Source organism: Actinomadura madurae, from assembly GCF_900115095.1.
Lineage (GTDB): Bacteria > Actinomycetota > Actinomycetes > Streptosporangiales > Streptosporangiaceae > Spirillospora > Spirillospora madurae.
Window position 1 is genome coordinate 92,441 of the sequence record NZ_FOVH01000019.1, and the last position, 26,727, is coordinate 119,167.

The following is a 26,727-nucleotide window of genomic DNA, read 5'->3' on the forward strand; positions in this document are numbered from 1 at the left end:
ACTGAGATATGAACTCGTGGAGTGGATATGATTCGAATCTCCATACCGCCGTACCTGCATATGTAGCATGCCGCTATGGCAATGTCAGCCCGCTGCGGGGTGCGGGTCCTCGGCGCGACCCGGTTGTCCCGGTATCGCGATAGCAGCACATCACCGGAACGGCAGGAGGCGGCCGTCGAGAGTGTGGCCGCGTCCATCGGCGGCTTCGTCATCGGATGGGCGCGGGACATGGACGTCTCGGCCTCTGGGGCCCGGGCGTCCGACCGTCCGGAACTGGGAGCGTGGCTTCGACGGCCGTCCGATTTCGACGCCATCGCCTGGTGGCGGCTCGACCGGGCAGTCCGATCGATGCGGGATATGGCCGATCTTGCCGGCTGGGCTAAGGACCATGGAAAGCGGCTGATCTTCGCTGAAGGACCCGGTGGCGGTCGGCTGGGGTTGGATATGGGGTCGCCGATATCGGAACTCATTTTGATGATCTTGGCGTTCGCCGCGCAGATGGAGGGCCAGGCCATCCGGGATCGCACTGCGGGTGCATCGGCGTACCTGCGGTCAGTCGGCCGGTGGTCCGGGGGGCGAGTTCCATTCGGTACGCGGCCGGCGCCGCACCCGACGGAGCTCAACCGGGAAGGTGGCCCCGCCGGTTGGTGGCTTGCCGAGGAACCGGCAACCGCCGACATCATCCGGACCATGGCCGACCTGGTGATCGCTGGGAAGTCGTATCACGCGGTCGCGGCGTGGTTGAACGCCGAGCACCCCGGCGTCACTCCGGCGAACCATCGTGCCCTCCTGGCCGGCCGGCCGACGAACCCTGCCGCGCGGTGGAATCCGGGAATGGTGTCGACGCTGCTTCGCCAGCAGACGCTGCGTGGCCTCGTGCTTGAAGACGGCCGACCCGTTCAGAACGAGGACGGCGAGGTCGTGCGCCAGGGTGACGCGTTGCTCAATGACGATGTATGGCATCGACTTCAAGCCGCAATGGACTCCCGTGCGACGAGTGGTCCTGGGCGACGGTCGGGTGCTCATCCCCTCCTCGGCGTCCTCTTCTGCGGCACGTGTGGCGGGCGCCTATACCAGGCCTGGCTATCACCCGGTCCGAACAGGAAGGCGCCGGTGCGGCAGTACAGGTGCGCAGCTAAAGCCCATGGGCGAGCATGTGTCAAACCGGCGTACGTCGTTGCAAAGCCTGTCGACGCCTACGTGGAGCGCGAGTTCCTCGCCACCGCCGGGAACCGGGAGATCATCGAGGTGGTGTCGATTCCTGCGATCGATCACACTGGGGAGATCGCCGAACTGGAGGACGAGGTACGGGAACTGGCGGCCCGGCTCAGCAAGCTCCGAGGCCCGGCGGCGGACGCCGTCGCCGGGATGTTGCAGAGCCGATCTGATCGCCTCGAACGGCTGCGCGCAACGCCGGTCGTCTCCGCCCGGACCAAGCGCATACGCACGGGCGTCGATCATGCCGCGAAGTGGGCGGGTGCCGAGCCAGCCGAAAGGCGCCAAATGCTGCTGAATGCGGGCGTGCGCGTAGTAGTTGGGCAAACCACCCGTGGGGCGCGCGACGTCGAGGGACGGCTAACGTTCACGATCGGCGATCGGCGCCAGTCGGCAGCCGAGGCTCCGCGCTCGGGGCGAACGAGACCATGCTGACCGGCGGCGTCGGCAAGATGCTCGACCTGGCCCGCAGCAACCTCCGCAACATCCTCCGCCCATGAGCGAGGAGTAGGCGGGGTCAGGTGAACTCGCGGGCTATCTCGGCGAGTGCCGCCTCGACGGTCTCGCTCATGGAGTGGGGCGGCTGCTGCTCGATCCAGGTGAGGGTCCCGATGCGGAGCGCGGTGATGAACGCGCCCGCCATGACGCGGGCGCGCAGCGGCGGCAGGCCGTCCCGGACGGCGATCAGGTCGGCGAGGCTGCGTTCGAACTCGGCGTACTGGGCGAGCTGCCGGGCGAGGACGGACGGGTGCTCGCGGGCGAGGCGCATCTGCGCGGCCCACCGCGGGTCGGGCTCGCCGAACCGGTCGCGCACGGCGCCGAACGAGGCGCGCAGCGCCGTCCAGGACGACTCCTCGGGCGGGCGGGCCTCGAACGTCCCGACCAGGGACCGGATGCGCTGCTCGGCGCCGTAGAGCAGCGCGTCCTCCTTGCCGGCGAAGTAGTTGGAGAACGTGCGTCGGGAGACGCCGGCGGCGTCCGCGATGGCCTCGACGGTGACCGCGTCCAGGCCGTGCTCGACGGCGAGCCGCATCGCGGCCTCGTGCAGGGCGCGGCGCGTCGCCTCCTTCTTGCGCTCGCGCAGCCCGCCGGTCCTCTCCATGGTCAGGCAAGCCTACCGAGAAGCCAGGCTGCGCAACGGGAAAAGTTGCTCATTGGGAATGATTTGGACCGGGCCAGGGTTGGAGCCCTCGTTCCCACTTCTCCCGGAGGCTTTGTTGACCGAGCAGGCTCGACCACGATCGGCGCCGATGTCGCACCGGCAGATCCTCGAAGCGCTCAGCGGCCTGCTGCTGGTGCTCTTCGTGGCCATGCTGAGCAGCACCGTCGTGTCCACCGCGCTGCCGCAGATCATCGGCGCGCTGAAGGGCAGCCAGTCGCAGTACACCTGGGTCGTCACCGCGACCCTGCTGGTCTCCACGGCCAGCACCCCGATCTGGGGCAAGCTGGCCGACCTCTACGACAAGAAGGTGCTGCTCCAAGCGGGCGTCGCCATCTTCGTCCTGGCGTCGGTGGCCTCCGGGTTCGCGCAGAGCACGGGGCAGCTCATCGCGTTCCGCGCGGTGCAGGGGCTCGGCGTCGGCGCGCTGCAGATCCTCGTCCAGATCATCATGGCCGCGATGATCAGCCCGCGGGACCGGGGCCGGTACTACGGCTACCTCGGCGGCGTGATGGCGGTCGCCACGGTGGGCGGGCCGCTGCTCGGCGGGGTCATCGTCGACTCGTGGCTCGGCTGGCGCTGGTGCTTCTTCATCGGCGTCCCGTTCGCGGTGGTCGCGTTCGGGCTGCTGCAGAAGACCCTGCGGCTCCCGGTGGTCCGGCGCCCGGACGTGAAGATCGACTACGTGGGGGCGACGCTGATCGCCGCCGGGGTCAGCGTCCTGCTCATCTGGGTCACCTTCGTCGGACGGAACTTCGCCTGGCTGTCCTGGCAGACGGCCGCGATGGCCGGAGGCGGCGTCCTGCTCCTCGCGCTCGCGATGCGGGTCGAGTCCCGCGTGGCGGAGCCGATCGTCCCGCTGGACGTCGTCGCGCGCCGCAACACCGCGCTCGCGATCGTGGCGAGCCTCGCGGTCGGCATGGCCATGTTCGGCGGCGCCGTCTTCCTCGGCCAGTACTTCCAGATCGGGCGCGGCTACAGCCCGACCAAGGCCGGAATCCTCACCTTCCCGATGATGCTCGGCGTGTTCGGCGCGTCCGCGGTCGCCGGACGCCTCGCGACCAGGACCGGCAAGGTCAAGCCGTACATCGTGACCGGCACGGTCGTGCTGACCGCCGGGTTCGGGCTGCTGGCCACCATCGACCACCAGACCTCGCTGGTCTTCATCGGCGCCGGGATGTTCCTGGTCGGCGCCGGGGTCGGCATGACCATGCAGAACCTCGTGCTCGTCGTGCAGAACTCGGTGCGGCTGGACGAGATCGGCGCCGCGTCCGGCACCGTCACGTTCTTCCGCTCGCTCGGCGGGACGATCGGCGTCTCGGTCCTCGGCGCCGTCCTCGCGAACCAGGTCGCCGCCCGGATCGCCGACGGGCTGCGCGGGCTCGGGGCGAGCCCGGCGGCGGGCGGCGGCGACGCGGGCACCCTCGACATCGCGGCGCTGCCGGCGCCCGTCCGGGAGATCGTCCAGGCCGCGTACGGCGACGCGACCGGGCACATCTTCATGATCTCCGCCGGGATCGCGGTCGTCGGGCTCGTCGCGGCGGCGTTCCTCAGGCCGGTGACCCTGCGCGACAGCCTCGACCTGGCCGAGACCTCCGAGGCGGCCGAACTCACCGGGACCTCCGCCGCGGACGACGAGGACGCCGGGACGGTCCCCGTCGCGCACGGCCGCCCGTTGTCACCTCCCTGACAACCGCCCGGCCGAAGAGCTGGCGCGGATCAGCAGAGGACGGCGCGCGACGTCCGTACCGTTCGTATCCGGAACCTCAACCGGAGGCGGTCACATGAGCGGACGGACGGAGTTCGGGCGCCGCGCGGCGTCGGTCGCGCGGGTGGGCGGCATGTTCGCCCGGAGCGGGCTGTGGCGTCCCGGGCCGCCGCTGAAGGTCGCCCGCCAGCTCGGCGCGCTCCGCCGCTGGGGCACCCTGCTCGGCGGGACGGTCGCCTCCGCCGCCGCGCGCGATCCGGACGTCGTCGCGGTCGTGGACGACGCCGGGGAGCTGACCTACGGCGAGCTCGACGCCCGCACCGACCGCCTCGCCACCGCGCTCGGCCGGTTCGGCGACGCCCCGCGCGTGGCCGTCCTCTGCCGCAACCACCGCGGCATGGTGGAGGTGCTCGCGGCGTGCGGCAAGGGCGGCTGCGACCTCGTCCTGCTGAACACGGGGATGAGCACCGGCCAGCTCGTGACCGTGCTGGGTCAGCAGGGCGTCGAGGTCGTGATCGCCGACGAGGAGTTCGGGGACTTCCTCGCGGCGGTGCCGGAGCGCGTGCACGCCATCACCGCGGGCGGGCCGGGGTCGGAGCTGGAGAGGCTCATCGACGCCGCGCCCGCCGCGCCGGTCGAGCCCCCGGCCAGGGCGGGCCGGACGATCGTGCTCAGCTCCGGCACGACCGGCCGGCCCAAGGGCGCCGACCGGCACTCGCGCCCCGGGCTGTCGCCGCTGGCGTCGATCCTGTCCCGCATCCCGTACCGGGTGCACGAGCGGATGTTCATCGAGGCGCCGCTGTTCCACACCTGGGGATACGCGATGCTCCAGACGGCGGTATCGCTGCGCGCCACCGTCGTCCTGCGGTCCCGCTTCGACCCCCGGCGGACGCTCGGCACGATCGAGGAGACCGGCGCGACCGCGCTGGTCGCCGTCCCGGTCATGCTCCAGCGCGTCCTGGACGTCCCGGCCGGCGTCCGGCGCGCGCACGACACGTCCTCGATGCGGATCGCGGCCGTCAGCGGCTCCGCGCTGCCCGCGACGCTCGCCACCGCCTTCATGGACGAGTTCGGCGACGTCCTCTACAACCTGTACGGGTCGACGGAGGCGTCGTGGGTCACCATCGCGACGCCCGCCGATCTGCGCGCCCACCCGGACACCGCGGGCACCCCGCCGCCCGGCACGCGGGTCGCGGTCCTGGACGGCGCCGGCGAGCCCGTCCCGGCCGGCGTCACCGGGCGGATCTTCGCCGCGAACGAGCTGCTCTTCGCCGGCTACACCGGCGGCGAGACCCGGGAGACGCGGGACGGCCTGCTGAGCCTCGGCGACCTCGGCCACCTCGACGGGGACGGGCGGCTGTTCGTGCACGGCCGCGATGACGACATGATCGTTTCGGGTGGTGAGAACGTCTTCCCGAGCGCGATCGAGGAGGTGCTGGAGCGGCTGCCGGAGGTCAGGGAGGTCGCGGTGGTCGGCGTCCCGGACGAGGACTTCGGGCAGCGGGCCGCCGCGTTCGTCGTGCTGCGCGCGGGGGAGACGCTGGACGCCGAGGCCGTGCGCGCGCACGTCCGGAACCGTCTGGCGCGCTTCGCCGTGCCGCGCGACGTCACGTTCGTCGACGCCCTGCCGCGCAACGCCACCGGCAAGGTGCTGCGCCGCGCGCTGGCCCAGGACGCGGGTTGAGCACGCGGGTCAGGCGTCGGCGGGTGTGCGGTGGGCGTCGACGACGAACCAGAGGCGGGTGCGGCGGGTGGTCTGGTCGAGCCCCCACTCGTCGGCGAGCGCGTCGATGACGGTGAGGCCGCGGCCGTGGTCGAGGCGGGGGCGCCTGTGCGGGTCGGACTGGGCGGGGCCGTCGTCGGCGATCTCCACGCGGAGCCGCTCGCCGTCGGTGGCGACGTCCACGGTGACGAGCCCGGAACCGTGCAGGATGGCGTTGGCGACCGCCTCGGCGGCCATCAGCTCGACGTCGTCCAGGAGCGTGTCGTCCGCGACGACCTTCGCGGCACGCTCGCGGACGAGGCGGCGGGCTCGCCGGCCGCCGTCGCCGTCGCCGGTGAAGCCGAACGGTTCACCGAGCCGTTCCATCCCTACGGTCACTGGGCTTCTGGGGCGAACGCCCCATCCCTTTGGCCGGGGAGGGTGCTCCTGCGGCTGGTCATGTTCTGTCGGTCCTTTCCGTTAGCGTCGGGTGCGTGTCCCGTTACCGTCTGCAGTCGACTTCCGATCAGGAGGCGGGGCTGCTCGAGCATTGCGGGCACGCCCGGTTCGTATGGAACCTGGCCGTCGAGCAGCACGGGCGCTGGAGGCCCGACCGCCGGGGTGCGCCGGGGTTCGCCGAGCGGTGCGCCCAGCTCACGGAGGCCCGCGCCGCGTTCGCGTGGCCGCGCGCCGGGTCGGTGACCGTTCAGCACAAGGCGCTCAAGGACTTCGGCCAAGCCATGGCCAACTTCTTCGGCGGGACGCACCAGCGGCCGACGTGGCGCAAAGCCGGTGTGCATGAGGGGTTCCGGATCGTCGGTCGGCGCGGCAGGCAATGGGATGTACGGCGCCTGTCCCGCAAGACGGGTGAGGTACGGGTCCCGAAGGTGGGATGGGTCCGGTTCCGCTGGTCCCGCCCTATCTCCGGCGGTGTGAAGTCGTTCCGGGGCATCCGTGACCGTGCTGGACGCCGGCACGTCTCCTTCGCACAGGTCTCGGGGAACCGCGAACCCCAACCCGACCTCCACCCAGCGTAGGAACGGTTGAAATCCCCCCGCCTTCAACGGGGGGAGGACGTCAATGCATCACCACTCGGACTCGGAAGCGCACCGCAATCATTCACCTGCGATGAGTGATCGGGCAACGCAACGGACGCATTGATCTTGGCCTTTCCGGGACAGCTTCACCCTCGGTGGCGGAGCTTACGGTAGGAGTTACCACAGAACTCCCGCATCACGGAAAAAGTGAACAACGACCAGCACATTGCTCACTTCACCACATATCTGATGGTGCTCCGTGCGCGCCGGTGCGGGGCGCGGGCATCGGTGGCGCGGATGTGAGGGGAACCACTCACTCGAACGTACAAATCGGGCGGTTTCTCCGTCTTTCAGCGCCAATCACCGACCGCGTTCCCCGTGTCACGCTCAAGGCCCACCCCGTGGAGGTGCGCCATGCAAGCGGTCGTCCTCGCCTGTGCCGCGCAGGCCGTCTACATCGCCGCCTACGTTCTCTTCAAGACCGCCGCAGGGCGGATGGGCCCGGTCTCCGGCCGCCATCCGGCCGAGGCCGCGGCGCGGTTCCTCGGCAGCCCGCGCTGGCTCGCCGGCCTGCTGGTGCTCGCGGCCGGCTTCGGGCTCTCGGCCACGGCCCTCGCCGGCCTTCCGGTCGCCGCGACGCTGCCCGCCTACGGGCTCGGGCTCGTCCTGCTGCTGGCCGTCGGGATGAGCGGGTTCGGCGAGCGCCCCACCGCGCGCGAGTGGGCCGCCGTCCTCATCACCGTGGCGGCGATGGTCGCCGCGGCCCTGTCGGTGCTGCCGGTGCCGGACGAGATGCACCGCGCGGACGGGGCCGCCGCGCTCCCGCTCCGGGAGGCGGCCCCGGTGTTCGTGCCCTCCCTGGCGTTGCCGCTCTGGATGTTCGCCGTGCGGGACCGGCCCGTCGCCGGCCGGCACGCACGGCCGCTGACGGGCATCGCCTACGGGTTGGGCGCCGGCGTCCTGCTCGGCGCGGCCGAGGCGTTCGGGCAGGGCATGGCGATGATGCTCGCGGCGGGCCGCGGGGCGGACGTGCCGTCCTCGCCCCACCCGTACCTGTTCCTCCTCGCGGGGACGCTCGGGGTCGGGCTGCTGACGATCGGCCTCCAGCGCTGCCGCCTCACGGTGATCGTCACCGTCGTCACGGTCACCGCGAAGACGCACCTGCTGCTGTCGGCCACGCTGCTGTACGGGGAGCCGTGGCCCCGGGAGACCGGGCCGTTCGCGCTGCGCGCCGCGAGCGTCGGGCTGGCCGTCCTCGCCCTGCTGGTGTTCCCCCGCCACGAGCGCCGTCCCGCCCGCAGACCGGTCGACGTTCCAATCTAGTCAATGTCAAGATAGGGTGGGAGACGACGAGAGAGGAGACGTCGATGACGGACGACCCGGGCCTGGCACGGCAGATGTGGCACCAGCTCGAAGCCGTGCACGCCCTGTTCTGGTACTCGCCCGAGGTGTTCGCCGAGGCGGAGCGGCTCGGCTACGACACCGGCACCCGCTGGCCGAGCTACTTCGCCTGGCGTGCCGCGCCCCTCGGCGCCGCGGGCCCCGAGCTGGTCTCGGCCGCCTTCTACAGCTTCAGCCCCCGCATGGTGGCCGAGCACGTCCCCGCGGCCTGGGCGGTCGCGCCGCCCGAACGCGTCCTCGACGGGCGCCTCCGCGCCGTCGACGCCATGTACCGCGCGCTTCTGGGCGACGGCATCGCGGACGCGGACCTCGCCGAGGCCGCCGAGCTGGCCCGCGCCGCCGCCGAGGCCGCGAGCACGGCCGGGCGCCCGATCGCCGCCGCCAACGCCGGCCTGCCCTGGCCGGACGAACCGCACCTCGTCCTCTGGCACGCCATCGGTATCCTGCGCGAGCAGCGCGGGGACGGGCACGTCGCAGCGCTGCTCGCCCACGGGCTCGACCCGGCCGAGGCGCTGGTGTCGTTCGCCGCGATCGGGGCCGCGCCCGAGGAGACGTTCGCGAGCCGCGGCTGGGCGGACGCCGAGTGGTCCGCCGCCCGCGACCGCCTCGCGTCCCGCGGCCTCGTCGACGCCGCCGGCACCGCGACCGCCGCGGGACGCGAACTCCGCGACTCCGTCGAGCGGCTGACCGACGACCTCGCCCACGAACCGTGGCGCGCGCTCGGCGCCGCCAAGGCCGACCGCCTCGCGCAGCTCACGATGCCGATCCTGGTGAAGGTGCTGGAGACCGGCCTGATGCCGGCCCAGAACACCCTCGGCATAGGCAAGGTCCCCGCCCCGCAGCGCTGACCGCGCCCGGCCGGCTCACCCTCTCAGGGACGGGTCGCCGCCGCCATGAAGATCGGTACGGCTGCGAACAGCCGGTCGGTCCGGGCGCGTTCCCGCTGGTCGGCGATCCATGTTTGGGCCTGCGCGGGCGTGATCGCGCCGTGCTCGCGGCAGGTCTCGGCGAGGCGGGTGAGGACCGGCAGGAACGAGCCGTCGGTGAACACCCCCGTGTGCACCTCGACCGTCACGTCGCGGAAGCCGGCGTCCAGCAGGAGGTTGCGGTACCGGCGGGCGGCCCGCGGCGACGCGACCAGGTCGGCGCGTTTCTGCACGATGGTGCGGGTGACCTCCGGGTCGGCGGAATCGATCGCGAACGTGTCCCAGTCCTGTCCGCACAGCACGACGCGCCCGCCCTGGGTGAGAACCCGGTGTGCTTCGGCGAGCGCCCGCCCCGGGTCGGCCAGCGTGTGGACGACCTTGTCGGCCCGATAGCCCGCGGCCTCCCCGTCCCCGAGCGGCAGGGCGTACGCGTCCCCGACGCGGAACTCGCCGTCCGGCCAGCGTTTCCGCGCCAGCGCGATCATCTGGTCGTCAACGTCGATCCCCATCACCCGGACGCCCTGGTCCGCCAGCTCGGCGACGGCGCGCCCGGCACCGCAGCCGACATCGACCGTGAGCGAGCCCGGGGCGGAACGCAGCAGTTCGTACGAGCGGGCGCGCAGCTCGGCGGCGCCCGGGCTCGCGTCGACCGCATCGAGTTGAGGGATGAGGGCTTCGATCGTTTCGTTGGACATGCGCGTCATGCTGCGACTTAAAGGCGACTTGAAGTCAAGCGCGCCTAGATCCGGCGGCGCCAGAAGGACGGCGTGACGCCGTTCGGCGACACGTCCTCGGGACCGAGTATCGGGACGTCCCTCGGGGCTGGTGTCAGGCGGCGAGCTGATCGAGGCCGGTCCGAACCCAGCTGAGGCCCAGTTCGTCGGCGGTGGTCCGGGCGGTCTCGACGAGAGTGGCACGCTCAGGATCATCGCCGGGCAGCTCGGCGGCGAGCAGGAGCTGGGCCGCGGCGATCTGCGGACGCAGGCCGACCGCGGAGCGTAGATGAAGCGAGCGCCGCAGCATGCGCAGCCCCTCGTCGCGATCGCCGTCCTCGATCACCCGCCAGGCCAGGTGGCGGAGCACGATCGATTCGAGGATCGGGTCGCCTTCCCGGTGGGCGGCCTGGAGAGCCTCGGTGTAGTGCGCCTTCGCGGCATCACCGTCGTCGCGGACGTTGTCGAGGAGCGCTCCCCAGTGGAACTCGGCCCATCCGTGCGTGGCCGGGTCGGCGGACGCGAAACGGTACCCGGACTCGGCGGTCTCGTAGTCCTCCGGCAGCGGGTCCAGCTTGAAGACCAGGCGGGTGTAGGCGAGCCGGGCGGCGAGCAGGCGGGCTCGCGGCGATTCCGGGCCGAGGTCCGCGATCGCGCCGGCCGCGGCGTCGATGCCGTCGAGCCTGAACAGGAACCGCTCGTACAGGATCTCGGCCCTCAGTTCGAGCGCTTCGGTGCTTCGCTCTCCGGCCAGCAGTGCGGCGGCGTGGTCCCAGTCACCGAGCACATGCAGGCGGCGGGCGGTATCGAGAATTGTGTAGGTGTCATTAGCGCTCATGCTGCCTACGCTAGGAGGCAAGAGTGTAGGTGGTCAAGCGAACTACGACGACTACATGTCGCCGAGCAGGGCGGGTCGAGCCCGCCGACGCGAGGTGCACGGCGGCGCGGCTCAGCGGGTGGTGGCCGCCTTGCGGCGGGCGCGGTAATTGGCGACGGTCGTCCGGCTCGCGCAGGTGTTGGAGCAGAAGCGGCGGCTGCGGTTGCGGGAGTCGTCGACGTAGAAGCGCGCGCACCCCTCCGCCCGGCACCGGCCCACGGCCACCTCGGGGTCTCCGCAGATCGCGTGCGCGAGGGCCGCGGCGCAACTGCGGCCGAGCCAGGCGACGGGCTCCTCTCCGTCGCGGCCGAAGTGCAGGTGCTGTTGGCCCTCCCCGTCGTGCTCGCTGACGTGCATCACGGGCGGGAAGCGTTCCAGCAGCAGGTTGACGGGAGCGATCGGTCCGCCGTCCGCGACGGCAGCGACCGCCTCGCGCAGGGGCGCGAGGAGACCTTCCAGCTCGCCGGCGTCCGGTTCGGCTATGTGGTGCTGGCGGAAGAACTCCCGCCGCAGCTCGCTGGGCTCGTCACCGTTGACCAGTTCGACGGCCAGGCGGGTCAGATTGCCGATGTAGGCGACGTAACGCACTTGACCCCCTACCTCCTTCGTTCGCATAGTAGGCGGCATGAACATGAACACCAACTACGTTACGACGTCGCGGCCGATGCCGTCCGGACGTCCAGGGCCAGGTGAAATGATCGCCGACGTCGACCTGGGGCGGGGGCTGCGGCTGCGCACTTTGACCAGGCATGACGTCGCCCTCGTGGTCGAGGCGACCGGTACCGAGACGGCTCGTTCGCTCTGGGGGCCGCACCCGGCCGGGCCCTACACGCCTCGGGACGCGCACGCCGCCCTGGACGACTGGGATCCGGCCGCGGGAAATCAGGCGTCCTACGGGCTCCTCATGCACGATTGCCTGCTCGGTGCCCTGGGGTTGATGATCGACGGCCCGCGCAGCGCCGAACTCGCCTACTGGGTGCGGCCGGAGAACCGCCGCCGAGGACTGGCCCTGCGCGGTGTCGGCGCACTGACCCGCTGGGCGCACGACGACCTGGGCCTGGACCGGATCTGGCTTGAGATCGAGCCCGGCAACACCCCCTCGCTGCGTCTGGCCGACCGCGCCGGATACCGGTACGAACGACGTCTCCCGCGCCACTGCCGAGCCTGGAAGGCGACCGACCCCGACCGCGATACCTGGCACGACTGCATGATCTGGGGACACGTCATGGCACGATTGCGGTGATCGTGAGGAGCCGAGCTTGCATCGTCTGGTCGTGTCACAGACCTCCCCCGGGGCGTACCGAACCGTACTGGAGGCGCTCAACGCGCCGTTGCCGGCGAACGCACCGCCCGGACGGCACATCGTGATCGAGCCGGGTTCGTACCCGAACACCGGCTTTCGCAGCACCGGCGACTTCTTCATGGAGGCCGCGGCGGGGCTGGGGTCGGTCACGCTCGACGGCCGTGGCGCCGCCACGATCGAAGTCACGGGCCAGGTCGTGCTGCAAGGACTGATCGTCCGGAACTGGAGCGACGAGGGCACCGCGGTGGAACTCGACGAAGGGTCCGTCATCGCGGACCAGTGCGAGTTCGTGTCACGGTCCAACATCGCCGTGCGGACGTCGAAAGGCGGCCGGCTCTACCTGCGGAACTGCAAGGTGGACGAGGGCGCGGTCGTGTACAGCGCCTCGACCGGGGCCCTGGAGAACACCGTCCTCACCGGGGCGACCGGCAACGCGGTCGCGATCCGCAGCGGCAGTTCGGTGATGCTGCGGTCGTGCCGCGTCGAGGACGCGGCCCAGCACGCCATCTGGGCGACCGAGGGGTCCCGGCCGGTGCTCGAGCAGTGCACGATCAGCGGTCCGGGCAAGTCCGGGATCGTGGTCGACGACCACGCGAGCGCGACCATCCGCACCTCGACGATCCAGAACGCGGGTGAGACGGCCCTGGTCGTGCGGGACAAGGGCAAGGCGGACGCGGAGGACACTCGGATCTCGGACGCGGGGATCGACGGCGTATGGGTGCTGAACGGCGCCGTCCTGACCGCGCGCCGGGTCAGGGTGGACGCGTCGAAGCGGGCCGGGCTGATCGCGACCAAGAGCGAGGCGATCCTCCAGGACTGCGAGGTCGTCGGAGCCGGCGCCAACGGCGTGTCCGTCACCGAGAAGGCGAGGGTCATGCTCGTCCGGGGCCGGGTCGCCGAGGCGGACAAGGTCGGCTTCGGGCTGGGCGGCGAGGGCGTCGGCATACTGGAGGGGGTGACGGTCAGCGGCAACAAGGTCGCCGGCGTGGCCGCGGACCCGGGGGCCCAGCTCTCCATCCGGGAATGCTCGGTGACCGACAACGCCGGCCGGGGCATCGCCGCCTCCGTCGAGGCGAAAGTCGTCGTCAGCGATCTGACGAGCGTCCGCAACGGCCGGCCGGACCGGTTCGACACCCCCGTCAAGACCGGCGAGACGAAGGACGCCGCCAAACCGGCGCCCGCGAAGAAGCCCGCGAGTAAGGCACCCGCCGAGCCCAAGACCGGGGCGCCCGCCCCGGAAGGAAAGAGCGGCACGAAGGCGGACGCGCTGCTCGCCGAGTTGGAGGCGATGATCGGGCTCGCCGGGGTGAAGCGCGAGATCCGGAAGCTGACGAACCTGCAGAAGGTCGCCGAGCGGCGGCGCGCCGCCGGGCTGCCGCCCGGCCCGGCGATCGGGCGTCACATGGTGTTCGCGGGCCCGCCCGGAACGGGCAAGACCACGGTCGCGCGGCTGTACGGCGGGATCCTGGCGGCGCTCGGTGTGGTCGAGAAGGGCCAGGTCATCGAGGTGAGCCGGGGCGACCTCGTCTCGGAGAACGTCGGCGGGACGGCCCTGCGGACGACCGAGGCGTTCGAGCGCGCGAAGGGCGGCGTGCTGTTCATCGACGAGGCGTACACGCTGTCGCGCACGGCGTCCGGCACCGACTTCGGGCTGGAGGCCATCGACACCCTCGTCAAGCTGATGGAGGACCACCGCGACGAGGTCGTCGTCATCGCGGCGGGGTACTCGGCGGAGATGCGCGAGTTCCTGGCCGCCAACCCGGGTCTGAAGTCGCGGATCTCCCGGACGGTCGAGTTCGAGAACTACAGCCCGGGGGAGCTCGTCCAGATCGTCGAGGCGCAGGCCGGCAAGGCCGGGTACCGGCTTGCCGACGACGCGCGGCAGGCGGTCCTCGAACACTTCGCGTCGGTGAAGCGGGACGCGACGTTCGGGAACGGGCGGGCGGCGCGGCAGGTGTTCGAGGCGGCGGTGGAGCGGCAGGCGCAGCGCTTCGCCGACCTGGAGGAGCTGCCGTCCGCCGAGGAGCTGTCCCTGCTGGTGGCGGCGGATCTCGACGTCGACACCGGCCTGGCGGCGCGGTTCGGGGAGGCCCGCGACCCCGGGCAGGTCCGCTCCGTCCAGGCGCGGCTGACCGCGATGACCGGCCTGGACGAGGTCAAGCGCGAGATCGGCGACCTGCTGGACCTGATCGCGTCGGCGCGGCGGCGGCGCGCGGCCGGGCTGGAGGCCGAGCCGTTCACCGGACACCTGATCTTCGCCGGTCCCCCGGGAACAGGTAAGACGACCGTGGCCCGCCTGTACGGGGAACTGCTCGCCGCACTCGGCGTCCTCGCGCAGGGGCAGGTCGTCGAGACGGCACGGGCCGACCTGGTCGGCCAGTACGTCGGGCAGACCGCGCAGAAGACCACCGAGGTGTTCCAGCGCTCCCGCGGCGGGGTGCTGTTCATCGACGAGGCGTACACCCTGTCTCGCCAGGGGGGCGGCCACGATTTCGGCCAGGAGGCCATCGACACGCTCGTCAAGCTGATGGAGGACCATCGCGACGAGGTCATCGTGATCGCCGCCGGCTACACCTCCGAGATGGAGGGGTTCCTGGCCACCAACCCGGGCCTGGCGTCACGGTTCGCCCGCACCCTGACCTTCGCGCCCTACCCCGTCGACGGCCTCATCTCCATCTTCGAGGGCAAGGCCAAGGCGGCGGACTACCGCGTCCCGGACCCGACCAGGCAGGCCCTGGCCGCCCACTTGGAGGCGAACCGCGACAAGTTCCGGCAGGGCAACGGCCGCGAGGTCGACAAGCTCTTCCGCGCCGCCGTGACCGCCCACGCCCGCCGCACCGAGCAACTCGCCAACTCCGGTACGGAGCTCACCACGGACCAACTCGTCACCCTCCTCCCCGAAGACATCGTCTAAGGCCGTCGGCTCACAATGTCGTGTCGGGGCCGTGTGGCCGGCCCGGCTCAAGCCAGGTCCCCACGCATTTCCCGATAAAGGTCCCGCGCTCCGTGTCGGGAGTGACCGTCTGGCCGGTGTATCGCCATCGGTAGCGGGTTCTGACGCCGAATTCATCCGACAGGAAGAAGAGGATGAAACCGATGGCCCACATGGACGCGATACCGGAAACGATCACTGTGGCCCCGGCCCAGGTCGGCAGGCCGTCGGTGTAGCCCGGGCCGACACCGGTGAACATGGTGAAGACCAGGACGAGCGACGCCACGGCGAGCACCAGCAGGGGCAGCAGGAGCGCGAACCAGAAGGTGCGCATCCGCTGCGCGCGCTTGACGCTGAAAACGGTGAACTCGGTACTCCGGCCACAGTGATCGCACACGACGACTTCTCTGGCCTTGCCCCGCTCCGGACGCCGCACCTGGCGGGTGCTGTCGACAAAGGAGACATGGGTCAGCGTCCTGCGCTTCTCGTCCGGTACGCGGCCCGTCTCGTGCCTCAGCCGCAGAGGGCACTCCGTCGATATGGGGGGAAATGGCACACGATCCTCCGAGACGGCAGCCGCTGAGCCGGAGTGTAGTGGTGCGCTCGCTCTGCGCGCGGGGCCGGATTTGTCAATCGGGTGATAAACGCGCCGGAGAATCGTTGCGTTGTGTGCATGGTGTGCGACGGTCCGGAAGGCCACACTCGGGCCCTTCGTTCCCCCGACGAAGGTGGTGTGCGCGGTGGCCGAGGACGGCTTCGACTTCGACGTGATCGTGGTGGGTTCGGGGTTCGGCGGCAGCGTGTCGGCGCTGCGGCTGGTCGAGAAGGGCTACCGGGTCGCCGTGATCGAGGCCGGACGCCGTTTCGACGAGGACACCCTCCCCAAGACGTCCTGGCGGCTGCGCAAGTACGTGTGGGCGCCGCGCCTGGGGATGCGCGGTATCCAGCGCGTCCACCTGGTGGGCGGCAAGGCCGGGGTGCTGGTTCTCGCGGGGGCCGGTGTGGGCGGCGGGTCGCTGGTCTACGCGAACACCCTGTACGTCCCGCCGGAGCCGTTCTTCAAGGACCGCCAGTGGGGCCACATCACCGACTGGCAGGACGAGCTGAAGCCCTTCTACGACCAGGCCCGGCGCATGCTCGGCGTCACCACGAACCCGCTCGTCACCCCGGCGGACGAGGCGATGAAGCGCGTCGCGGACCGGATGGGCGCCGGCGACACCTACCATCCGACGCCGGTCGGCGTGCTCTTCGGCGAGAAGCCGGGCGAGGACGCCGGCGATCCGTACTTCGGCGGCGCCGGCCCGCGCCGGACGACGTGCACCGGCTGCGGGTCCTGCATGATCGGCTGCAAGGTCGGCGCGAAGAACATGCTGACCAAGAACTACCTGTTCCTGGCGGAGAGGGCGGGCGTGCAGGTCATTCCCGACACGACCGTCGTCGGCCTCACGCCGCGGGCCGGGGGCGGCCACGAGGTCGCGACCGAGCGCACGGCGCCGCTGCGCAGGCGCCGCGGGACGCTCACCGCCGAGCACGTCGTCCTCGCCGCCGGGACGTACGGGACGCAGCGCCTCCTGCACCGGATGCGCGCGGCCGGCCGCCTCCCGCACCTGTCGCCGCGGCTCGGCGAGCTGACCCGCACCAACTCCGAGGCGCTCCTCGGAGTCGAGCGGATGACCGTCTGGCACCGCAAGAAGGACGTCGACCACAGCACCGGGCTCGCCATCACCTCGTCCTTCCACCCGGACGACAAGACCCACATCGAGCCGACCCGCTACGGCGCGGGCAACAACGCCATGGGCGTCATCCGGACGCTGCTGGTGGACGGCGGCGGCCCGCCCCGCTGGCTGAAGTTCCTCGGGCTGGCCGCCCGGCACCCGACGATCATCCTGCGCGGCCTGTCCCTGCGGGACTGGGCCAAGCGGACCGTCATCGCCCTCGTCATGCAGACCGCCGACAACTCCATCACCCTCGGCGAGAAGCGGGGGCGCCTCGGCCGCCGCAGGCTCGTCGCGCGCCAGGGCGACGGGGAGCCGAACCCCACCTGGATCCCGGTCGCCCACGACGCGGTCCGGATGCTCGCCGAGGAGCTGGACGCCACCCCGGGCGGGACGTGGTTCGACCTGTTCAACATCCCGACGACCGCGCACTTCATCGGCGGCTGCGTCATCGGGGAGACCCCGGAGACCGGCGTCATCGACCCGTACCACCGCGTCCACGGCCATCCCGGCCTGCACGTCGTGGACGGCTCGGCGGTCACCGCGAACCTCGGCGTCAACCCGTCCCTCACCATCACGGCCCAGGCCGAGCGCGCGATGGCGTTCTGGCCGAACCGGGGGCAGAAGGACCCGCGGCCCGAGCCCGGCGCCGCCTACGAGCGCGTCGAGCGGGTCATGCCCGACAGGCCGGTCGTTCCAAAGGGCGCCCCCGCCGCGCTCAGATGACGCGGGCGGGCGGCGCTACTCGTCCTCGGACGCCGTCTCCTCGGCCTCGGGCTCGGGCTCGGCGGCCGGTTCGGCGGCGGGCGGCTCGTGGGCGGTCCGGCGCGTCGCCTGGTGGACGCGGACGGCGAGGATCGCGCGGGCGAACCGGCCGGCCAGCTCGCCGTCCATCAGCTCGGGGACCTCGTCGACGCCGATGAGCCCGCCGGGCTGGACGGTGACCGCGCCCGTGTCGCCCACCTGCACCCCGCGCCGGCCGCCGGTGACGTCCTCCATGGACGGGAGGTCCAGCGCCGCCCGCAGCGTGTCCTGCAGGGCGCGGGCGGTGGCGGCGTCGCGGTCGATGCGGATCTCGGCGGCGTCCGCGCGCATCTCCGCCGCGTCCGCGCGCTGCTCGGCCCGGTCGGCGCGCTCCCGCTCGGCGTCGATGCGCGCGTCCGCGGCGTCGGCGAGCTGCTCGGCCCGGTCGGCGCGCGAGGCCAGCTCCACGGCCCGCGTCGCGGCGGAGTCGCGCTCCACGGTCAGCCCGGCGACCTCGCCCTGGACGACGCTGAGCTCGGCCCGCAGCCGCCGCTCGGCCTCGGCGGCCTCCTCCAGCCTGGCGCGCAGGCCCTCCAGCTCGGTGCGGGCGTCGGCGAGGTCCGTGCGCGCGGTGGCCAGCGCCGCCTGTTCCGCGGACAGCCGCGTGGCCAGGTCGTCGCGCTCGCGCTCGGCGTCGACGCGGGCCTGGTGCTCGGTGCTCCACGCCGCCTCCGCGCGCTTGCGGAGCCCCTCGGCGTTGGCGGCCTCGTTGGCGGACGTGGCCCGCGCCTGCTGGTGGGCGCCGGCCTCCTTCCACGCGTTGGCCTCGCTCTCCTGCGCCGCCGTGACGCTCGCCTTCGCGGTGGCGAGGCCCTTGCGCAGCTCCTCCTGCGCCTCGGCGACCTCCTTGCGGGCCGCCTCCGCGCGGGCCTCGGCCTCCGCCGCGCGGGCGTCGGCCTCGGCGGCCTCCTGCCGCGCGCCGCGCGCCTCGGCCAGGGCCTTCTCGGCGCTGCCGAGCACCTCGCGGACCTCGCCGTCCAGCCGCTCGCCGAGCGTCCCGGCCGTCGTCACGAGCTGGGCCACCAGCTCGCCGAGCCGCTCGACGTCCTGGCCGAACGCGCGCACCGGCACGGAATCGACTTCGCTGCTGCGCTCCACGACCGCCTCCGCCGGTTGCTGGTCCTCCGGCCCGCCCGCCGGGAGCCGGAGCGGCGCGGTCATGACGTCGTCACCGGCCGCGTCCGGCCAGACCCCTTGATCTTCGCGCACGCGAGCATCCTAGTGAAACGTCCTGATTCGCACCTCCCCCTCGGGACCACCGGGCCGACGCGGCGATCGGCCGGCCGCCCGCGTTCACTGGATTCGCGCGTATTCTTGACTCATTCCAGAAAGTGGGCCAAGCTGTCCTCCGTGTCGACGCCCTCGGACTTTCCGGCGATGCTGCGCGGCGCCGCCCTGCGCGTCACCCGCCCGCGGGTGGCCGTGCTCGGCGCGGTGCACGCGCGGCCGCACGCGGACACGGACTCGATCATCCGCGCCGTCCGCACGGAGCTCCCCACGGTGTCGCACCAGGCCGTGTACGACTCGCTGCACACGCTGACGGCCGCGGGTCTGCTGCGGCGCATCCAGCCCTCCGGCTCCGTGGCGCGCTACGAGTCGCGGACCGGGGACAACCACCACCATGTTGTGTGCCGGTCCTGCGGCGCCATCGCCGACGTCGACTGCGCCGTCGGCGAGGTGCCGTGCCTGACCGCCTCCGACGACCGAGGCTTCACGATCGACGAGGCCGAGGTCGTCTACTGGGGCCTGTGCCCCGACTGCTCCACCGCCAGAGATACAGGCTCACCCACAGACGGCCCGGAAAGGAATCGACATGGCTGACAACGGCCAGGCCGACGTCTACGACACCAACACCGCGAGCGCGGGTGAGTGTCCGGTCGCGCACGAGCGCGCCCCGCACCCGACCCAGGGCGGCGGCAACCGCGGCTGGTGGCCCGACCAGCTCAACCTGAAGCTCCTCGCGAAGAACGGCGCCGAGCGCAACCCCCTCGACGAGGACTTCGACTACCGCGAGGCGTTCCAGACCCTCGACCTGCCCGCCGTCAAGCGGGACATCGCCGAGGTGCTGACGACCTCGCAGGACTGGTGGCCCGCCGACTTCGGCCACTACGGCCCGTTCATGATCCGGATGGCGTGGCACAGCGCGGGCACCTACCGCGTCCACGACGGCCGCGGCGGCGCCGGGTCCGGCCAGCAGCGCTTCGCGCCCCTCAACAGCTGGCCCGACAACGGCAACCTCGACAAGGCCCGCCGCCTGCTCTGGCCGGTCAAGAAGAAGTACGGCCAGGCGCTCTCCTGGGCCGACCTGCTGATCCTCACCGGCAACGTCGCGCTGGAGTCCATGGGCTTCACGACGTTCGGCTTCGCCGGCGGCCGCGCGGACGTCTGGGAGGCCGACGAGGACGTCTACTGGGGCCCCGAGACCACCTGGCTCGCCGACGAGCGCTACTCCGGCGACCGCGAGCTGGAGAACCCGCTCGGCGCCGTCCAGATGGGCCTGATCTACGTCAACCCGGAGGGCCCGAACGGCAACCCCGACCCGATCGCGGCGGCCCGCGACATCCGCGAGACGTTCCGCCGGATGGCGATGAACGACGAGGAGACCGTCGCCCTGATCGCCGGCGGCCACACCTTCGGCAAGACCCACGGCGCCGGCCCGGCGGAGAACGTCGGCGCCGAGCCCGAGGGCGCCCCGATGGAGCAGCAGGGCCTCGGCTGGAAGAACGCCTACGGCACCGGCAAGGGCGGGGACACCATCACCAGCGGCCTCGAGGGCATCTGGACGAACACCCCGACCCAGTGGGACAACAGCTTCTTCGAGATCCTCTTCGGGTACGAGTGGGAGCTGTTCAAGAGCCCGGCCGGTGCGCACCAGTGGCGGCCGAAGGACGGCGCGGGCGCCGACACCGTCCCGGACGCCCACGACCCGTCCAAGCGGACCCACCCGACCATGCTCACGACGGACCTGTCGCTGCGCTTCGACCCGATCTACGAGCCGATCTCGCGCCGCTTCAAGGACAACCCGGAGGAGTTCGCGGACGCCTTCGCCCGCGCGTGGTTCAAGCTGACCCACCGCGACATGGGCCCGGTCCAGCGCTACCTCGGCCCGGAGGTCCCGTCCGAGACGCTGGTGTGGCAGGACCCGGTGCCCGCCGTCGACCACGAGCTCGTCGACGCCGCGGACGTCGCCGCCCTCAAGCAGCAGATCCTCGGCACCGGCCTGTCGGTCGCGCAGCTGGTCTCCACCGCGTGGGCGGCGGCCTCGTCCTTCCGCGGCACCGACAAGCGCGGCGGCGCCAACGGCGCCCGCATCCGGCTCTCCCCGCAGAACGGCTGGGAGGTCAACGAGCCCGACCAGCTGGCGGTGGTGCTGCGCGCGCTGGAGGGCGTCCAGGAGAGCTTCAACAGCGCCCAGACCGGCGGCAAGAAGGTCTCGCTGGCCGACCTGATCGTGCTCGGTGGCTGCGCCGCCGTCGAGAAGGCCGCCAAGGACGCGGGCCACACCGTCGAGGTGCCCTTCACCCCCGGGCGCACCGACGCCTCCCAGGAGCAGACCGACGAGGAGTCGTTCGCCGAGATGGAGCCGACCTCGGACGGCTTCCGCAACTACCTCGGGAAGGGCCTGCGCCTCCCGGCGGAGTACCTGCTGCTCGACAAGGCGAACCTGCTCACCCTCACCGCGCCCGAGATGACGGTCCTCGTCGGCGGCCTCCGGGTCCTCGGCGCCAACTACAAGGGCTCGCCGCTGGGCGTCCTCACCGAGACCCCCGGGGTCCTGACCAACGACTTCTTCGTGAACCTGCTGGACCTCGGCACCACGTGGAAGTCGACGTCCTCCGACCAGGAGACCTTCGAGGGACGGGACGCCTCCGGCCAGGTCAAGTGGACCGGCAGCCGCACCGACCTCGTGTTCGGCTCGCACTCCGAGCTGCGGGCGCTCGCCGAGGTCTACGCGAGCGACGACGCCCGTGAGAAGTTCGTCAAGGACTTCGTCGCGGCGTGGGACAAGGTCATGAACCTCGACCGGTTCGACCTGATCTGACCCGCTCGTCCGGGCCCGGCCCTCGCGGGGGTCGGCCCGGACGGCCTCGACGGCCCGGACGTTCCGGACACCCCGGACGTCCGGGCCGTCGCCGTCTCAGGCCTCGGTGCGGCAGCGCGGGCACAGCCCCCAGAACGTCACGTCGGCCTCGTCGACCAGGTAGCCGCCGTCGTCCACCGGATGCATGCAGGGCGGCTCGCCCTTGGCGCAGTCGACGTCCTTGAGCGCGCCGCAGTCGCGGCACACCAGGTGGTGGTGGTTGTCGCCGACGCGCCCCTCGAACCGCGCCGGGCTGTCGCCCGGCTGGATCCGCCGCACGAGCCCGGCCGCCGTCAGCGCGTGCAGCGCCTCGTAGACGGCCTGGAGCGAGATGTGCCCCACCCGGTCGCGCACGCCGTTCGCGATCGCCTCGACGCCGAGATGGTCACCGACCCGGACCGTCTCCAGCAGCGCGACGCGGGCGGCCGTCACGCGCAGCCCGGCACCGCGCAGCTCCTCGGCGGTCGTCGGCCCCTGAGCTGCGGTCATGGCGTCGAACCTCTCCTCACAAACGCGAACAGGTGAAGTCAGCAAATACCGCAAGTGTATGTGCTCGGCCCGCGATCCCGCCTGACCCGTTCCACCGGGCCGTCAGCCGTCGCCGGCGGCCATCGCCGCGAGGCGGCGGGCGAGCCGGGCGGCGGCCTCCCGCAGCTCCGGGGGCTCCAGCACCTCCGCGTCGAAGCCCAGCCGGACCACGTGCACGGCGAGCCAGTCCAGGTCGTCGCCGCCGGCGACGAGCACGCACCGCCCGCCGCCCTCGTCCTCGACCCGCCCTACCTGGGGCGGCACCAGCTCCCGCACCCGGTCGGGCGGGGCGTCCAGCCGCACCCGCGCGACATGGCGGTACGGCGCCGCGGTCACCGACCGCTGCACGTAGGCGACCGGGTCCGGGTGCTCCCGCGGCCGGAACCGCCAGGTCGTCGCCGTCACCTCGCGCATCCGGTCCAGCCGGAAGGTGCGCCAGCCGTCGCGGTCGACGTCCCAGGCCATCAGGTACCAGCGGCGGTTGGTCGCGACCATCCGCACCGGCTCGACCGTGCGCTCGCGCTCCCCGCCGTCCCGGCCCGCGTACCCGAACCGCACCCGGACGGCGTCGCGGCAGGCACGCGCGAGCGTCACCAGCAGCTCCGCGTCGATCTCGACCCCCGGGCCGACGAGGGTCTCGGTGGCGCCGTGCACCGCCCGCACCTCGCCGCGCAGCCGGGGCGGCATCACCTGGTCGAGCTTGGCGAGCGCCCGCAGCGCCGCCTCGCCCGCGCCGGCGACCGTCCCCCCGGACGCCATCCGCAGCGACACCGCGGTCGCGATCGCCTCCGCGTCGTCCAGGAGCAGCGGCGGCAGCCGGGTGCCGGCGCCGAGCCGGTAGCCGCCGCCGACGCCCGACGTCGCCTGGACGGGGTAGCCGAGCGTGCGGAGCCGCTCCACGTCGCGGCGCACCGAGCGGTCCGTGACGTCCAGCTCGGCGGCCAGCTCGGCGGCGGTCCAGGACGCCCTGCGCTGCAGCAGCGCCAGCAGCCGCAGCACCCGCTCGGTCGTCGCCTCGACGGTCACGCGGCCATCGTCCCACGGATCGCGGAAGGATTCTGTCCGCGATATGGGGAACGCTGGACCCATGGCCGATCAGACCTGGAACCAGCAGCTCAGAGACCAGATCAACTGGCACTGGACGAACCAGCTGCGCGACCGACTGGACGGGCTCACCGACGACGAGTACTTCTGGGAGCCGGTGCCGGACTGCTGGAGCGTCCGCCCGCGCGGCACCGGAACCACGCCGATGGCGGCCGGGGCCGGCGCGATGACCATCGACTTCGCGTTCCCCGCGCCCGACCCGGCGCCGTTCACCACGATCGCCTGGCGGCTCGGGCACGTGATCGCCGGCGTGCTCGCGATGCGCAGCGCCGCGCACTTCGGCCGCGCGCCCGTCGACTACGGGTCGTTCGAGTACGCCGCGACCGCCGCCGAGGCGCTGGACCAGCTCGACGCGGAGTACGCCACATGGCTGGCCGGCGTCGAGTCCCTCGACGAGGCGGGCCTCGCCGAGCCGTGCGGCGAGGCGGAGGGGGCGTACGCCGAATATCCGCTGTCGGCGCTGGTCCTGCACATCAACCGCGAGCTGATCCATCATCTGTCCGAGGTCTGCCTGCTCCGCGACCTCTACCTGCACACTCACCGGGAGGCGAGCTGACATGGCCCGCGACGTCCAGATCACCTTCGACAGCGCCGACCCGGCCGCGCTCTCCGCGTTCTGGGCCGAGGTCCTCGGCTACCGGCTGCAGGACCCGCCCGGGGACTTCGCGTCCTGGGACGAGGCCCTGGAGGCGCTGGGCGTGCCGCCCGAGCGCCGCAACGACGCCTCGGCGGTGGTCGACCCCGAGGGCTCCGGGCCGCGGCTGTTCTTCCAGCGCGTGCCGGAGGGCAAGCGGGCCAAGAACCGCGTCCACCTCGACGTGCGCGCCGCGCCCGGCCTGGAGGGCGACGCCCGGATGGCGGCGCTGGAGGCCGAGGCCGCGCGGCTCGTCGCCCTCGGCGCCACCCGCCTCGACCGCCACGAGCCCGCGCCGCCGCTCGGCTTCGGCCACATCGTGATGGCCGACCCGGAGGGCAACGAGTTCTGCCTCGACTGACCGGGCCCGACCGAAAGCGCTCAGCGCAGCCTGCGCCGGACGCGCCGGACGTTGCGCCGTACGAACGACTCGTCGAGGGCGGCCTCCGCGAGCGCGACCGCCGCCTCCGCGCCGGCCGCCCCGACCTCCTCGGCGGTCGGCGCGGACCCGTCCTCCCGGCCGGGGTCGTACCGCAGGTCGCCGGCGTCACCGACGATCCGCGCGGACGTCCCGGGCAGCCCCCGGAGGTCTTCTTCGCTCCACCCGGCGACGCGGCGCCGCCACTCGGGCGGGATGACGGCCCTGCCGCCGCGGTCTCCGCGCGCCTGGAACCGCTCCGTGACGACCTGCCGCACCCAGTCGGCGTTCTGCCCGCTCCACGACCTCTCGCGGATGGCCGCGTTCATGGCCGAGAGCACCACCGTCTCCGGGGCGGTGAGACCGGTGTGCGCCTGCCGGCCGGTCAGGGCGGGGACCCCGTCCAGGCCGGGCAGGCCCGCCGCTTCCGCGAACCGCCGCCACAGCAGCTCCGGGGGCCTGCCGGGCGTGGTCACCACGGACACGCGCGCGGCGCCCGCCTCCGACCAGCGGCGGACCAGCCGGCTCAGCGAGAACGCCCGCCAGAGGTGCAGCGCGGGCTCCTCCTCCACGCGCTCCCAGCCCGCCCTCCGCTGCTCCGCCAGCGTCCGGAGATAGCCCGCGAAGCCGGCGCTCCGCCCGTTGCGGACGTGCTGCTGCCACAGGGAGGGCAGCGACCGTCCGAGGCTCCGCGCCGTGACGACCACCTCGACGTCGCCGGCCCCGAGCGCGTCCATCAGCCGGTCGACGGCGGGCCTGCGGACGACCGACAGGGCCTCGGCCGACAGCAGCACCGTGCCCGGCCAGGCGTTCACCTCGTCCAGCAGCGCCTTCCACGAGCCGGCCTCCTCGGCCGCCCGCTCCCGCGACACCCAGGGGAACTCGGTTCCGAGCAGCCCGTAGCTCGGCCACTCGTGGTTGGCCACGGTCCGCTTCCCGCGCTCCCAGTCCGGCGGGACGGGGTAGAGCACCCCCGCCTCGGCGAGCGCCTCACCGCCCGCCTGCAGCACGTGCTGCAGGAACGTCGTCCCCGACTTCTGGAGACCGATGTGCAGGACGATCTTCGAGGCCACCGCCCACCCCGTGCTCGCAAGGCCGCTGGAACCAGCAGACTAGCCCCCGCTCACCACGGGCTTCCGGAACCTGTCAGGCGAGGGGGGTCGTGGTGACCGAGGTGCCGAGGGCGCTGCCCTTGGTCCACTTGGGGAAGGGGACCTGCCAGTAGCCCCAGCCGTTCGTCCACTGGAGGCTGCGCTTGGTGCCGCTGATGGTGACCAGGTCGCCGCGGTAGGACCAGTGGAAGAACCACTGCGCGTCGTTCGCGGGGGAGCGGACGCAGCCGTGGCTGCAGTTGCGCCTTCCGAGGCAGGACGGGTCGTCCATGTTCTGGTGGATGTACTCGCCGCTGTTGGAGATGCGGGTCGCCCACGGGACCTTCTCGTCGTACCAGCCCGGGTCGCCCTTCTTCTTGCCGGGCGGGCGCATCCGCTCCAGCCGGACGTGGTCCATGGTCAGGTGGACGCCGCTGGTGGTGAGCAGGTGGTCGACGCCGTCGGCCTGCACGTCGCCGCCCGAGCCGAGGCTCACGCCCCAGGTGCGGACCGTCCGGCCGTTCTTCTTCACCACGGCCCGGTGGGTCTTGGCGTTGATGTTGACGGTGTGCGAGTCGCCGATCTTGAAGGTGCGGACGACGTCCCGGTCGCCGTACACGTTGTCGCCGATCTTCAGGCCCGCGTAGTGGACCTTGACGGTCACCTGCTGGCGCGGCTTCCACGGCTGCTTCGGCCGGAACACGACCGACGGGAGGCCGTTGAAGGACTCGCCGGCGCTCAGCCAGCGCCAGGCGCCCTCCGTCGGGGTGGTCGAGGAGATCTCGATGGCGCGCTCGATGGCGGGCTTGGCCTTCTCCGGCACGGCCTTGTTGAACTGGACGAACACCGGCATCCCGGTGCCGACCGTCTCGTTCTGGCTCGGCACAAGGTTGTTGACGCGGGTGGCGGCCGTCGCGCGGCTCGCGCGGAAGGCGCTGTTCGCGCTGGTGGACTTGCCGTTCGAGGACGTCGCCGTCGCCGACACCTGGTAGGCGCCGCCGGGCTGCAGGGTCCACTTCGAGCGCCACATGGTCTTGTCGGCGGACAGGGTGCCGGGGACGGCCGCGCCCCGCAGCTTCACCGACACGGCGCCGAGCGTGCCGCCGGCCGCGCTGACCGTCACGCCCTGGTCGGGACGGGCCCGGCCGCTGCCGTTCGCCGGGGTGATCGTCACCTGGGGAGCGCCGTCCCCGTTCTTCGCGGTGGTCCCGGCCGCGCCCTCGCCGCCGTCACCGCCACCGCACGCGGCCGCCAGCCCCAGGACCAGCGCCATCACCAACGCCTTACCTCGCACCGTTCTCCCTTAACAGCCCGCCTGGCCCGCGTGACGCGGGACGGCATCAAGATCGCTTGCGGAACGGCCCGTTGTTCCCGTCCGG

Annotated in this window: 24 protein-coding genes; 13 read left to right on the forward strand and 11 right to left on the reverse strand. The window is 72.3% G+C overall.

Going from position 1 to position 26,727, the window contains the following annotated elements:
* Positions 1–81: 81 nt before the first annotated feature.
* Entirely contained in the window at positions 82–1,650 is a 1,569-nt protein-coding gene (locus tag BM339_RS38530; protein WP_256255707.1) for a recombinase family protein, read from the forward strand.
* 82 nt (positions 1,651–1,732) lie between these two features.
* Here the strand turns inward: BM339_RS38530 and BM339_RS38535 are convergent, their stop codons facing one another.
* Complete coding sequence (locus BM339_RS38535) at positions 1,733–2,317, reverse strand: TetR/AcrR family transcriptional regulator (protein WP_075024081.1); 585 nt, start codon at positions 2,315–2,317, stop codon at positions 1,733–1,735.
* A 148-nt stretch (positions 2,318–2,465) separates the two neighbouring features.
* On the opposite strand from BM339_RS38535, the gene BM339_RS38540 reads away from it, so the two are divergent.
* Together BM339_RS38540 and BM339_RS38545 are read left to right on the forward strand one after the other, a co-directional pair.
* Positions 2,466–4,064 carry an MDR family MFS transporter gene (locus BM339_RS38540; RefSeq protein WP_075024082.1) on the forward strand — a complete coding sequence of 533 codons (1,599 nt, stop codon included), beginning with the start codon at positions 2,466–2,468 and terminating at the stop codon, positions 4,062–4,064.
* Positions 4,065–4,158: 94 nt separating this feature from the next.
* Complete coding sequence (locus tag BM339_RS38545; protein WP_075024083.1) at positions 4,159–5,766, forward strand: AMP-binding protein; 1,608 nt, start codon at positions 4,159–4,161, stop codon at positions 5,764–5,766.
* A gap of 9 nt (positions 5,767–5,775) precedes the next feature.
* On the opposite strand, the gene BM339_RS38550 is transcribed toward BM339_RS38545, so the two are convergent.
* A complete protein-coding gene (locus BM339_RS38550; RefSeq protein ID WP_235206295.1) occupies positions 5,776–6,183 on the reverse strand; it encodes an ATP-binding protein in 408 nt (135 codons plus the stop codon).
* Between the two features lie 95 nt (positions 6,184–6,278).
* Here BM339_RS38550 and BM339_RS38555 point away from each other — a divergent pair, with 95 nt between their 5' ends.
* The 3 genes from BM339_RS38555 (at position 6,279) to BM339_RS38565 (ending at position 9,070) form a co-directional block, all read left to right on the forward strand.
* The gene (locus BM339_RS38555; protein ID WP_218163873.1) at positions 6,279–6,821 is read left to right on the forward strand and encodes a helix-turn-helix domain-containing protein; all 543 of its coding nucleotides are present in this window, start codon (positions 6,279–6,281) and stop codon (positions 6,819–6,821) included.
* 414 nt (positions 6,822–7,235) lie between these two features.
* On the forward strand, positions 7,236–8,144 hold the full coding sequence (locus BM339_RS38560; protein WP_021597450.1) for a hypothetical protein: 909 nt from the start codon (positions 7,236–7,238) through the stop codon (positions 8,142–8,144).
* 44 nt (positions 8,145–8,188) lie between these two features.
* Complete coding sequence (locus BM339_RS38565; RefSeq protein WP_075024084.1) at positions 8,189–9,070, forward strand: SCO6745 family protein; 882 nt, start codon at positions 8,189–8,191, stop codon at positions 9,068–9,070.
* 23 nt (positions 9,071–9,093) lie between these two features.
* Here BM339_RS38565 and BM339_RS38570 read toward each other — a convergent pair whose 3' ends face one another.
* From BM339_RS38570 to BM339_RS38580, 3 genes are all read right to left on the reverse strand, one after another.
* Positions 9,094–9,843 carry a methyltransferase domain-containing protein gene (locus tag BM339_RS38570; RefSeq protein WP_075024085.1) on the reverse strand — a complete coding sequence of 250 codons (750 nt, stop codon included), beginning with the start codon at positions 9,841–9,843 and terminating at the stop codon, positions 9,094–9,096.
* Between the two features lie 133 nt (positions 9,844–9,976).
* On the reverse strand, positions 9,977–10,699 hold the full coding sequence (locus BM339_RS38575) for a hypothetical protein (protein ID WP_075024086.1): 723 nt from the start codon (positions 10,697–10,699) through the stop codon (positions 9,977–9,979).
* A gap of 111 nt (positions 10,700–10,810) precedes the next feature.
* Entirely contained in the window at positions 10,811–11,326 is a 516-nt protein-coding gene (locus tag BM339_RS38580) for a CGNR zinc finger domain-containing protein (protein WP_021597454.1), read from the reverse strand.
* Positions 11,327–11,363: 37 nt separating this feature from the next.
* On the opposite strand from BM339_RS38580, the gene BM339_RS38585 reads away from it, so the two are divergent.
* Together BM339_RS38585 and BM339_RS38590 are read left to right on the forward strand one after the other, a co-directional pair.
* Positions 11,364–11,981: a GNAT family N-acetyltransferase gene (locus BM339_RS38585; RefSeq protein WP_083598401.1), complete on the forward strand. Its 618-nt coding sequence runs from the start codon at positions 11,364–11,366 to the stop codon at positions 11,979–11,981.
* A gap of 31 nt (positions 11,982–12,012) precedes the next feature.
* On the forward strand, positions 12,013–14,955 hold the full coding sequence (locus BM339_RS38590; protein WP_244938505.1) for an AAA family ATPase: 2,943 nt from the start codon (positions 12,013–12,015) through the stop codon (positions 14,953–14,955).
* 10 nt (positions 14,956–14,965) lie between these two features.
* On the opposite strand, the gene BM339_RS38595 is transcribed toward BM339_RS38590, so the two are convergent.
* A complete protein-coding gene (locus BM339_RS38595; protein ID WP_075024089.1) occupies positions 14,966–15,529 on the reverse strand; it encodes a hypothetical protein in 564 nt (187 codons plus the stop codon).
* Positions 15,530–15,713: 184 nt separating this feature from the next.
* Here BM339_RS38595 and BM339_RS38600 point away from each other — a divergent pair, with 184 nt between their 5' ends.
* Positions 15,714–17,414, forward strand: a complete 1,701-nt coding sequence (locus BM339_RS38600) for an FAD-dependent oxidoreductase (protein ID WP_075024141.1) — start codon at positions 15,714–15,716, stop codon at positions 17,412–17,414.
* Between the two features lie 15 nt (positions 17,415–17,429).
* On the opposite strand, the gene BM339_RS38605 is transcribed toward BM339_RS38600, so the two are convergent.
* The gene (locus tag BM339_RS38605; RefSeq protein WP_075024090.1) at positions 17,430–18,701 is read right to left on the reverse strand and encodes a coiled-coil domain-containing protein; all 1,272 of its coding nucleotides are present in this window, start codon (positions 18,699–18,701) and stop codon (positions 17,430–17,432) included.
* 168 nt (positions 18,702–18,869) lie between these two features.
* On the opposite strand from BM339_RS38605, the gene BM339_RS38610 reads away from it, so the two are divergent.
* Positions 18,870–19,313, forward strand: a complete 444-nt coding sequence (locus tag BM339_RS38610) for a Fur family transcriptional regulator (RefSeq protein ID WP_021597704.1) — start codon at positions 18,870–18,872, stop codon at positions 19,311–19,313.
* Positions 19,306–21,534: a catalase/peroxidase HPI gene (gene katG / locus BM339_RS38615; RefSeq protein ID WP_021597703.1), complete on the forward strand. Its 2,229-nt coding sequence runs from the start codon at positions 19,306–19,308 to the stop codon at positions 21,532–21,534. Before BM339_RS38610 ends, katG begins: the two co-directional genes overlap by 8 nt.
* A 96-nt stretch (positions 21,535–21,630) precedes the next feature.
* Here katG and BM339_RS38620 read toward each other — a convergent pair whose 3' ends face one another.
* Both BM339_RS38620 and BM339_RS38625 read right to left on the reverse strand, forming a co-directional pair.
* Positions 21,631–22,062, reverse strand: a complete 432-nt coding sequence (locus tag BM339_RS38620) for a Fur family transcriptional regulator (RefSeq protein WP_021597702.1) — start codon at positions 22,060–22,062, stop codon at positions 21,631–21,633.
* Between the two features lie 102 nt (positions 22,063–22,164).
* A complete protein-coding gene (locus BM339_RS38625) occupies positions 22,165–23,127 on the reverse strand; it encodes a helix-turn-helix transcriptional regulator (RefSeq protein ID WP_075024091.1) in 963 nt (320 codons plus the stop codon).
* Between the two features lie 61 nt (positions 23,128–23,188).
* Here BM339_RS38625 and BM339_RS38630 point away from each other — a divergent pair, with 61 nt between their 5' ends.
* Positions 23,189–23,761: a DinB family protein gene (locus BM339_RS38630; protein WP_075024092.1), complete on the forward strand. Its 573-nt coding sequence runs from the start codon at positions 23,189–23,191 to the stop codon at positions 23,759–23,761.
* A 1-nt stretch (position 23,762) separates the two neighbouring features.
* A complete protein-coding gene (locus BM339_RS38635) occupies positions 23,763–24,200 on the forward strand; it encodes a VOC family protein (RefSeq protein WP_075024093.1) in 438 nt (145 codons plus the stop codon).
* Between the two features lie 20 nt (positions 24,201–24,220).
* Here BM339_RS38635 and BM339_RS38640 read toward each other — a convergent pair whose 3' ends face one another.
* Positions 24,221–25,330, reverse strand: coding sequence for a hypothetical protein (locus tag BM339_RS38640; protein WP_075024094.1), 1,110 nt, complete (start codon positions 25,328–25,330; stop codon positions 24,221–24,223).
* Between the two features lie 73 nt (positions 25,331–25,403).
* Positions 25,404–26,621, reverse strand: a complete 1,218-nt coding sequence (locus BM339_RS38645; protein ID WP_075024095.1) for a L,D-transpeptidase — start codon at positions 26,619–26,621, stop codon at positions 25,404–25,406.
* Between the last annotated feature and the right edge of the window lie 106 nt (positions 26,622–26,727).

What these genes read in the sequence shown, in the direction of transcription:
- BM339_RS38530 (WP_256255707.1), top strand. Translation starts at nt 82, where the DNA reads ATGTCAGCCCGCTGCGGGGTGCGGGTCCTCGGCGCGACCCGGTTGTCC.
- BM339_RS38535 (WP_075024081.1), bottom strand. Translation starts at nt 2,317, where the DNA reads ATGGAGAGGACCGGCGGGCTGCGCGAGCGCAAGAAGGAGGCGACGCGC.
- BM339_RS38540 (WP_075024082.1), top strand. Translation starts at nt 2,466, where the DNA reads ATGTCGCACCGGCAGATCCTCGAAGCGCTCAGCGGCCTGCTGCTGGTG.
- BM339_RS38545 (WP_075024083.1), top strand. Translation starts at nt 4,159, where the DNA reads ATGAGCGGACGGACGGAGTTCGGGCGCCGCGCGGCGTCGGTCGCGCGG.
- BM339_RS38560 (WP_021597450.1), top strand. Translation starts at nt 7,236, where the DNA reads ATGCAAGCGGTCGTCCTCGCCTGTGCCGCGCAGGCCGTCTACATCGCC.
- BM339_RS38565 (WP_075024084.1), top strand. Translation starts at nt 8,189, where the DNA reads ATGACGGACGACCCGGGCCTGGCACGGCAGATGTGGCACCAGCTCGAA.
- BM339_RS38570 (WP_075024085.1), bottom strand. Translation starts at nt 9,843, where the DNA reads ATGTCCAACGAAACGATCGAAGCCCTCATCCCTCAACTCGATGCGGTC.
- BM339_RS38575 (WP_075024086.1), bottom strand. Translation starts at nt 10,699, where the DNA reads ATGAGCGCTAATGACACCTACACAATTCTCGATACCGCCCGCCGCCTG.
- BM339_RS38585 (WP_083598401.1), top strand. Translation starts at nt 11,364, where the DNA reads ATGAACATGAACACCAACTACGTTACGACGTCGCGGCCGATGCCGTCC.
- BM339_RS38610 (WP_021597704.1), top strand. Translation starts at nt 18,870, where the DNA reads ATGCTGCGCGGCGCCGCCCTGCGCGTCACCCGCCCGCGGGTGGCCGTG.
- katG (WP_021597703.1), top strand. Translation starts at nt 19,306, where the DNA reads ATGGCTGACAACGGCCAGGCCGACGTCTACGACACCAACACCGCGAGC.
- BM339_RS38620 (WP_021597702.1), bottom strand. Translation starts at nt 22,062, where the DNA reads ATGACCGCAGCTCAGGGGCCGACGACCGCCGAGGAGCTGCGCGGTGCC.
- BM339_RS38630 (WP_075024092.1), top strand. Translation starts at nt 23,189, where the DNA reads ATGGCCGATCAGACCTGGAACCAGCAGCTCAGAGACCAGATCAACTGG.
- BM339_RS38635 (WP_075024093.1), top strand. Translation starts at nt 23,763, where the DNA reads ATGGCCCGCGACGTCCAGATCACCTTCGACAGCGCCGACCCGGCCGCG.
- BM339_RS38645 (WP_075024095.1), bottom strand. Translation starts at nt 26,621, where the DNA reads ATGGCGCTGGTCCTGGGGCTGGCGGCCGCGTGCGGTGGCGGTGACGGC.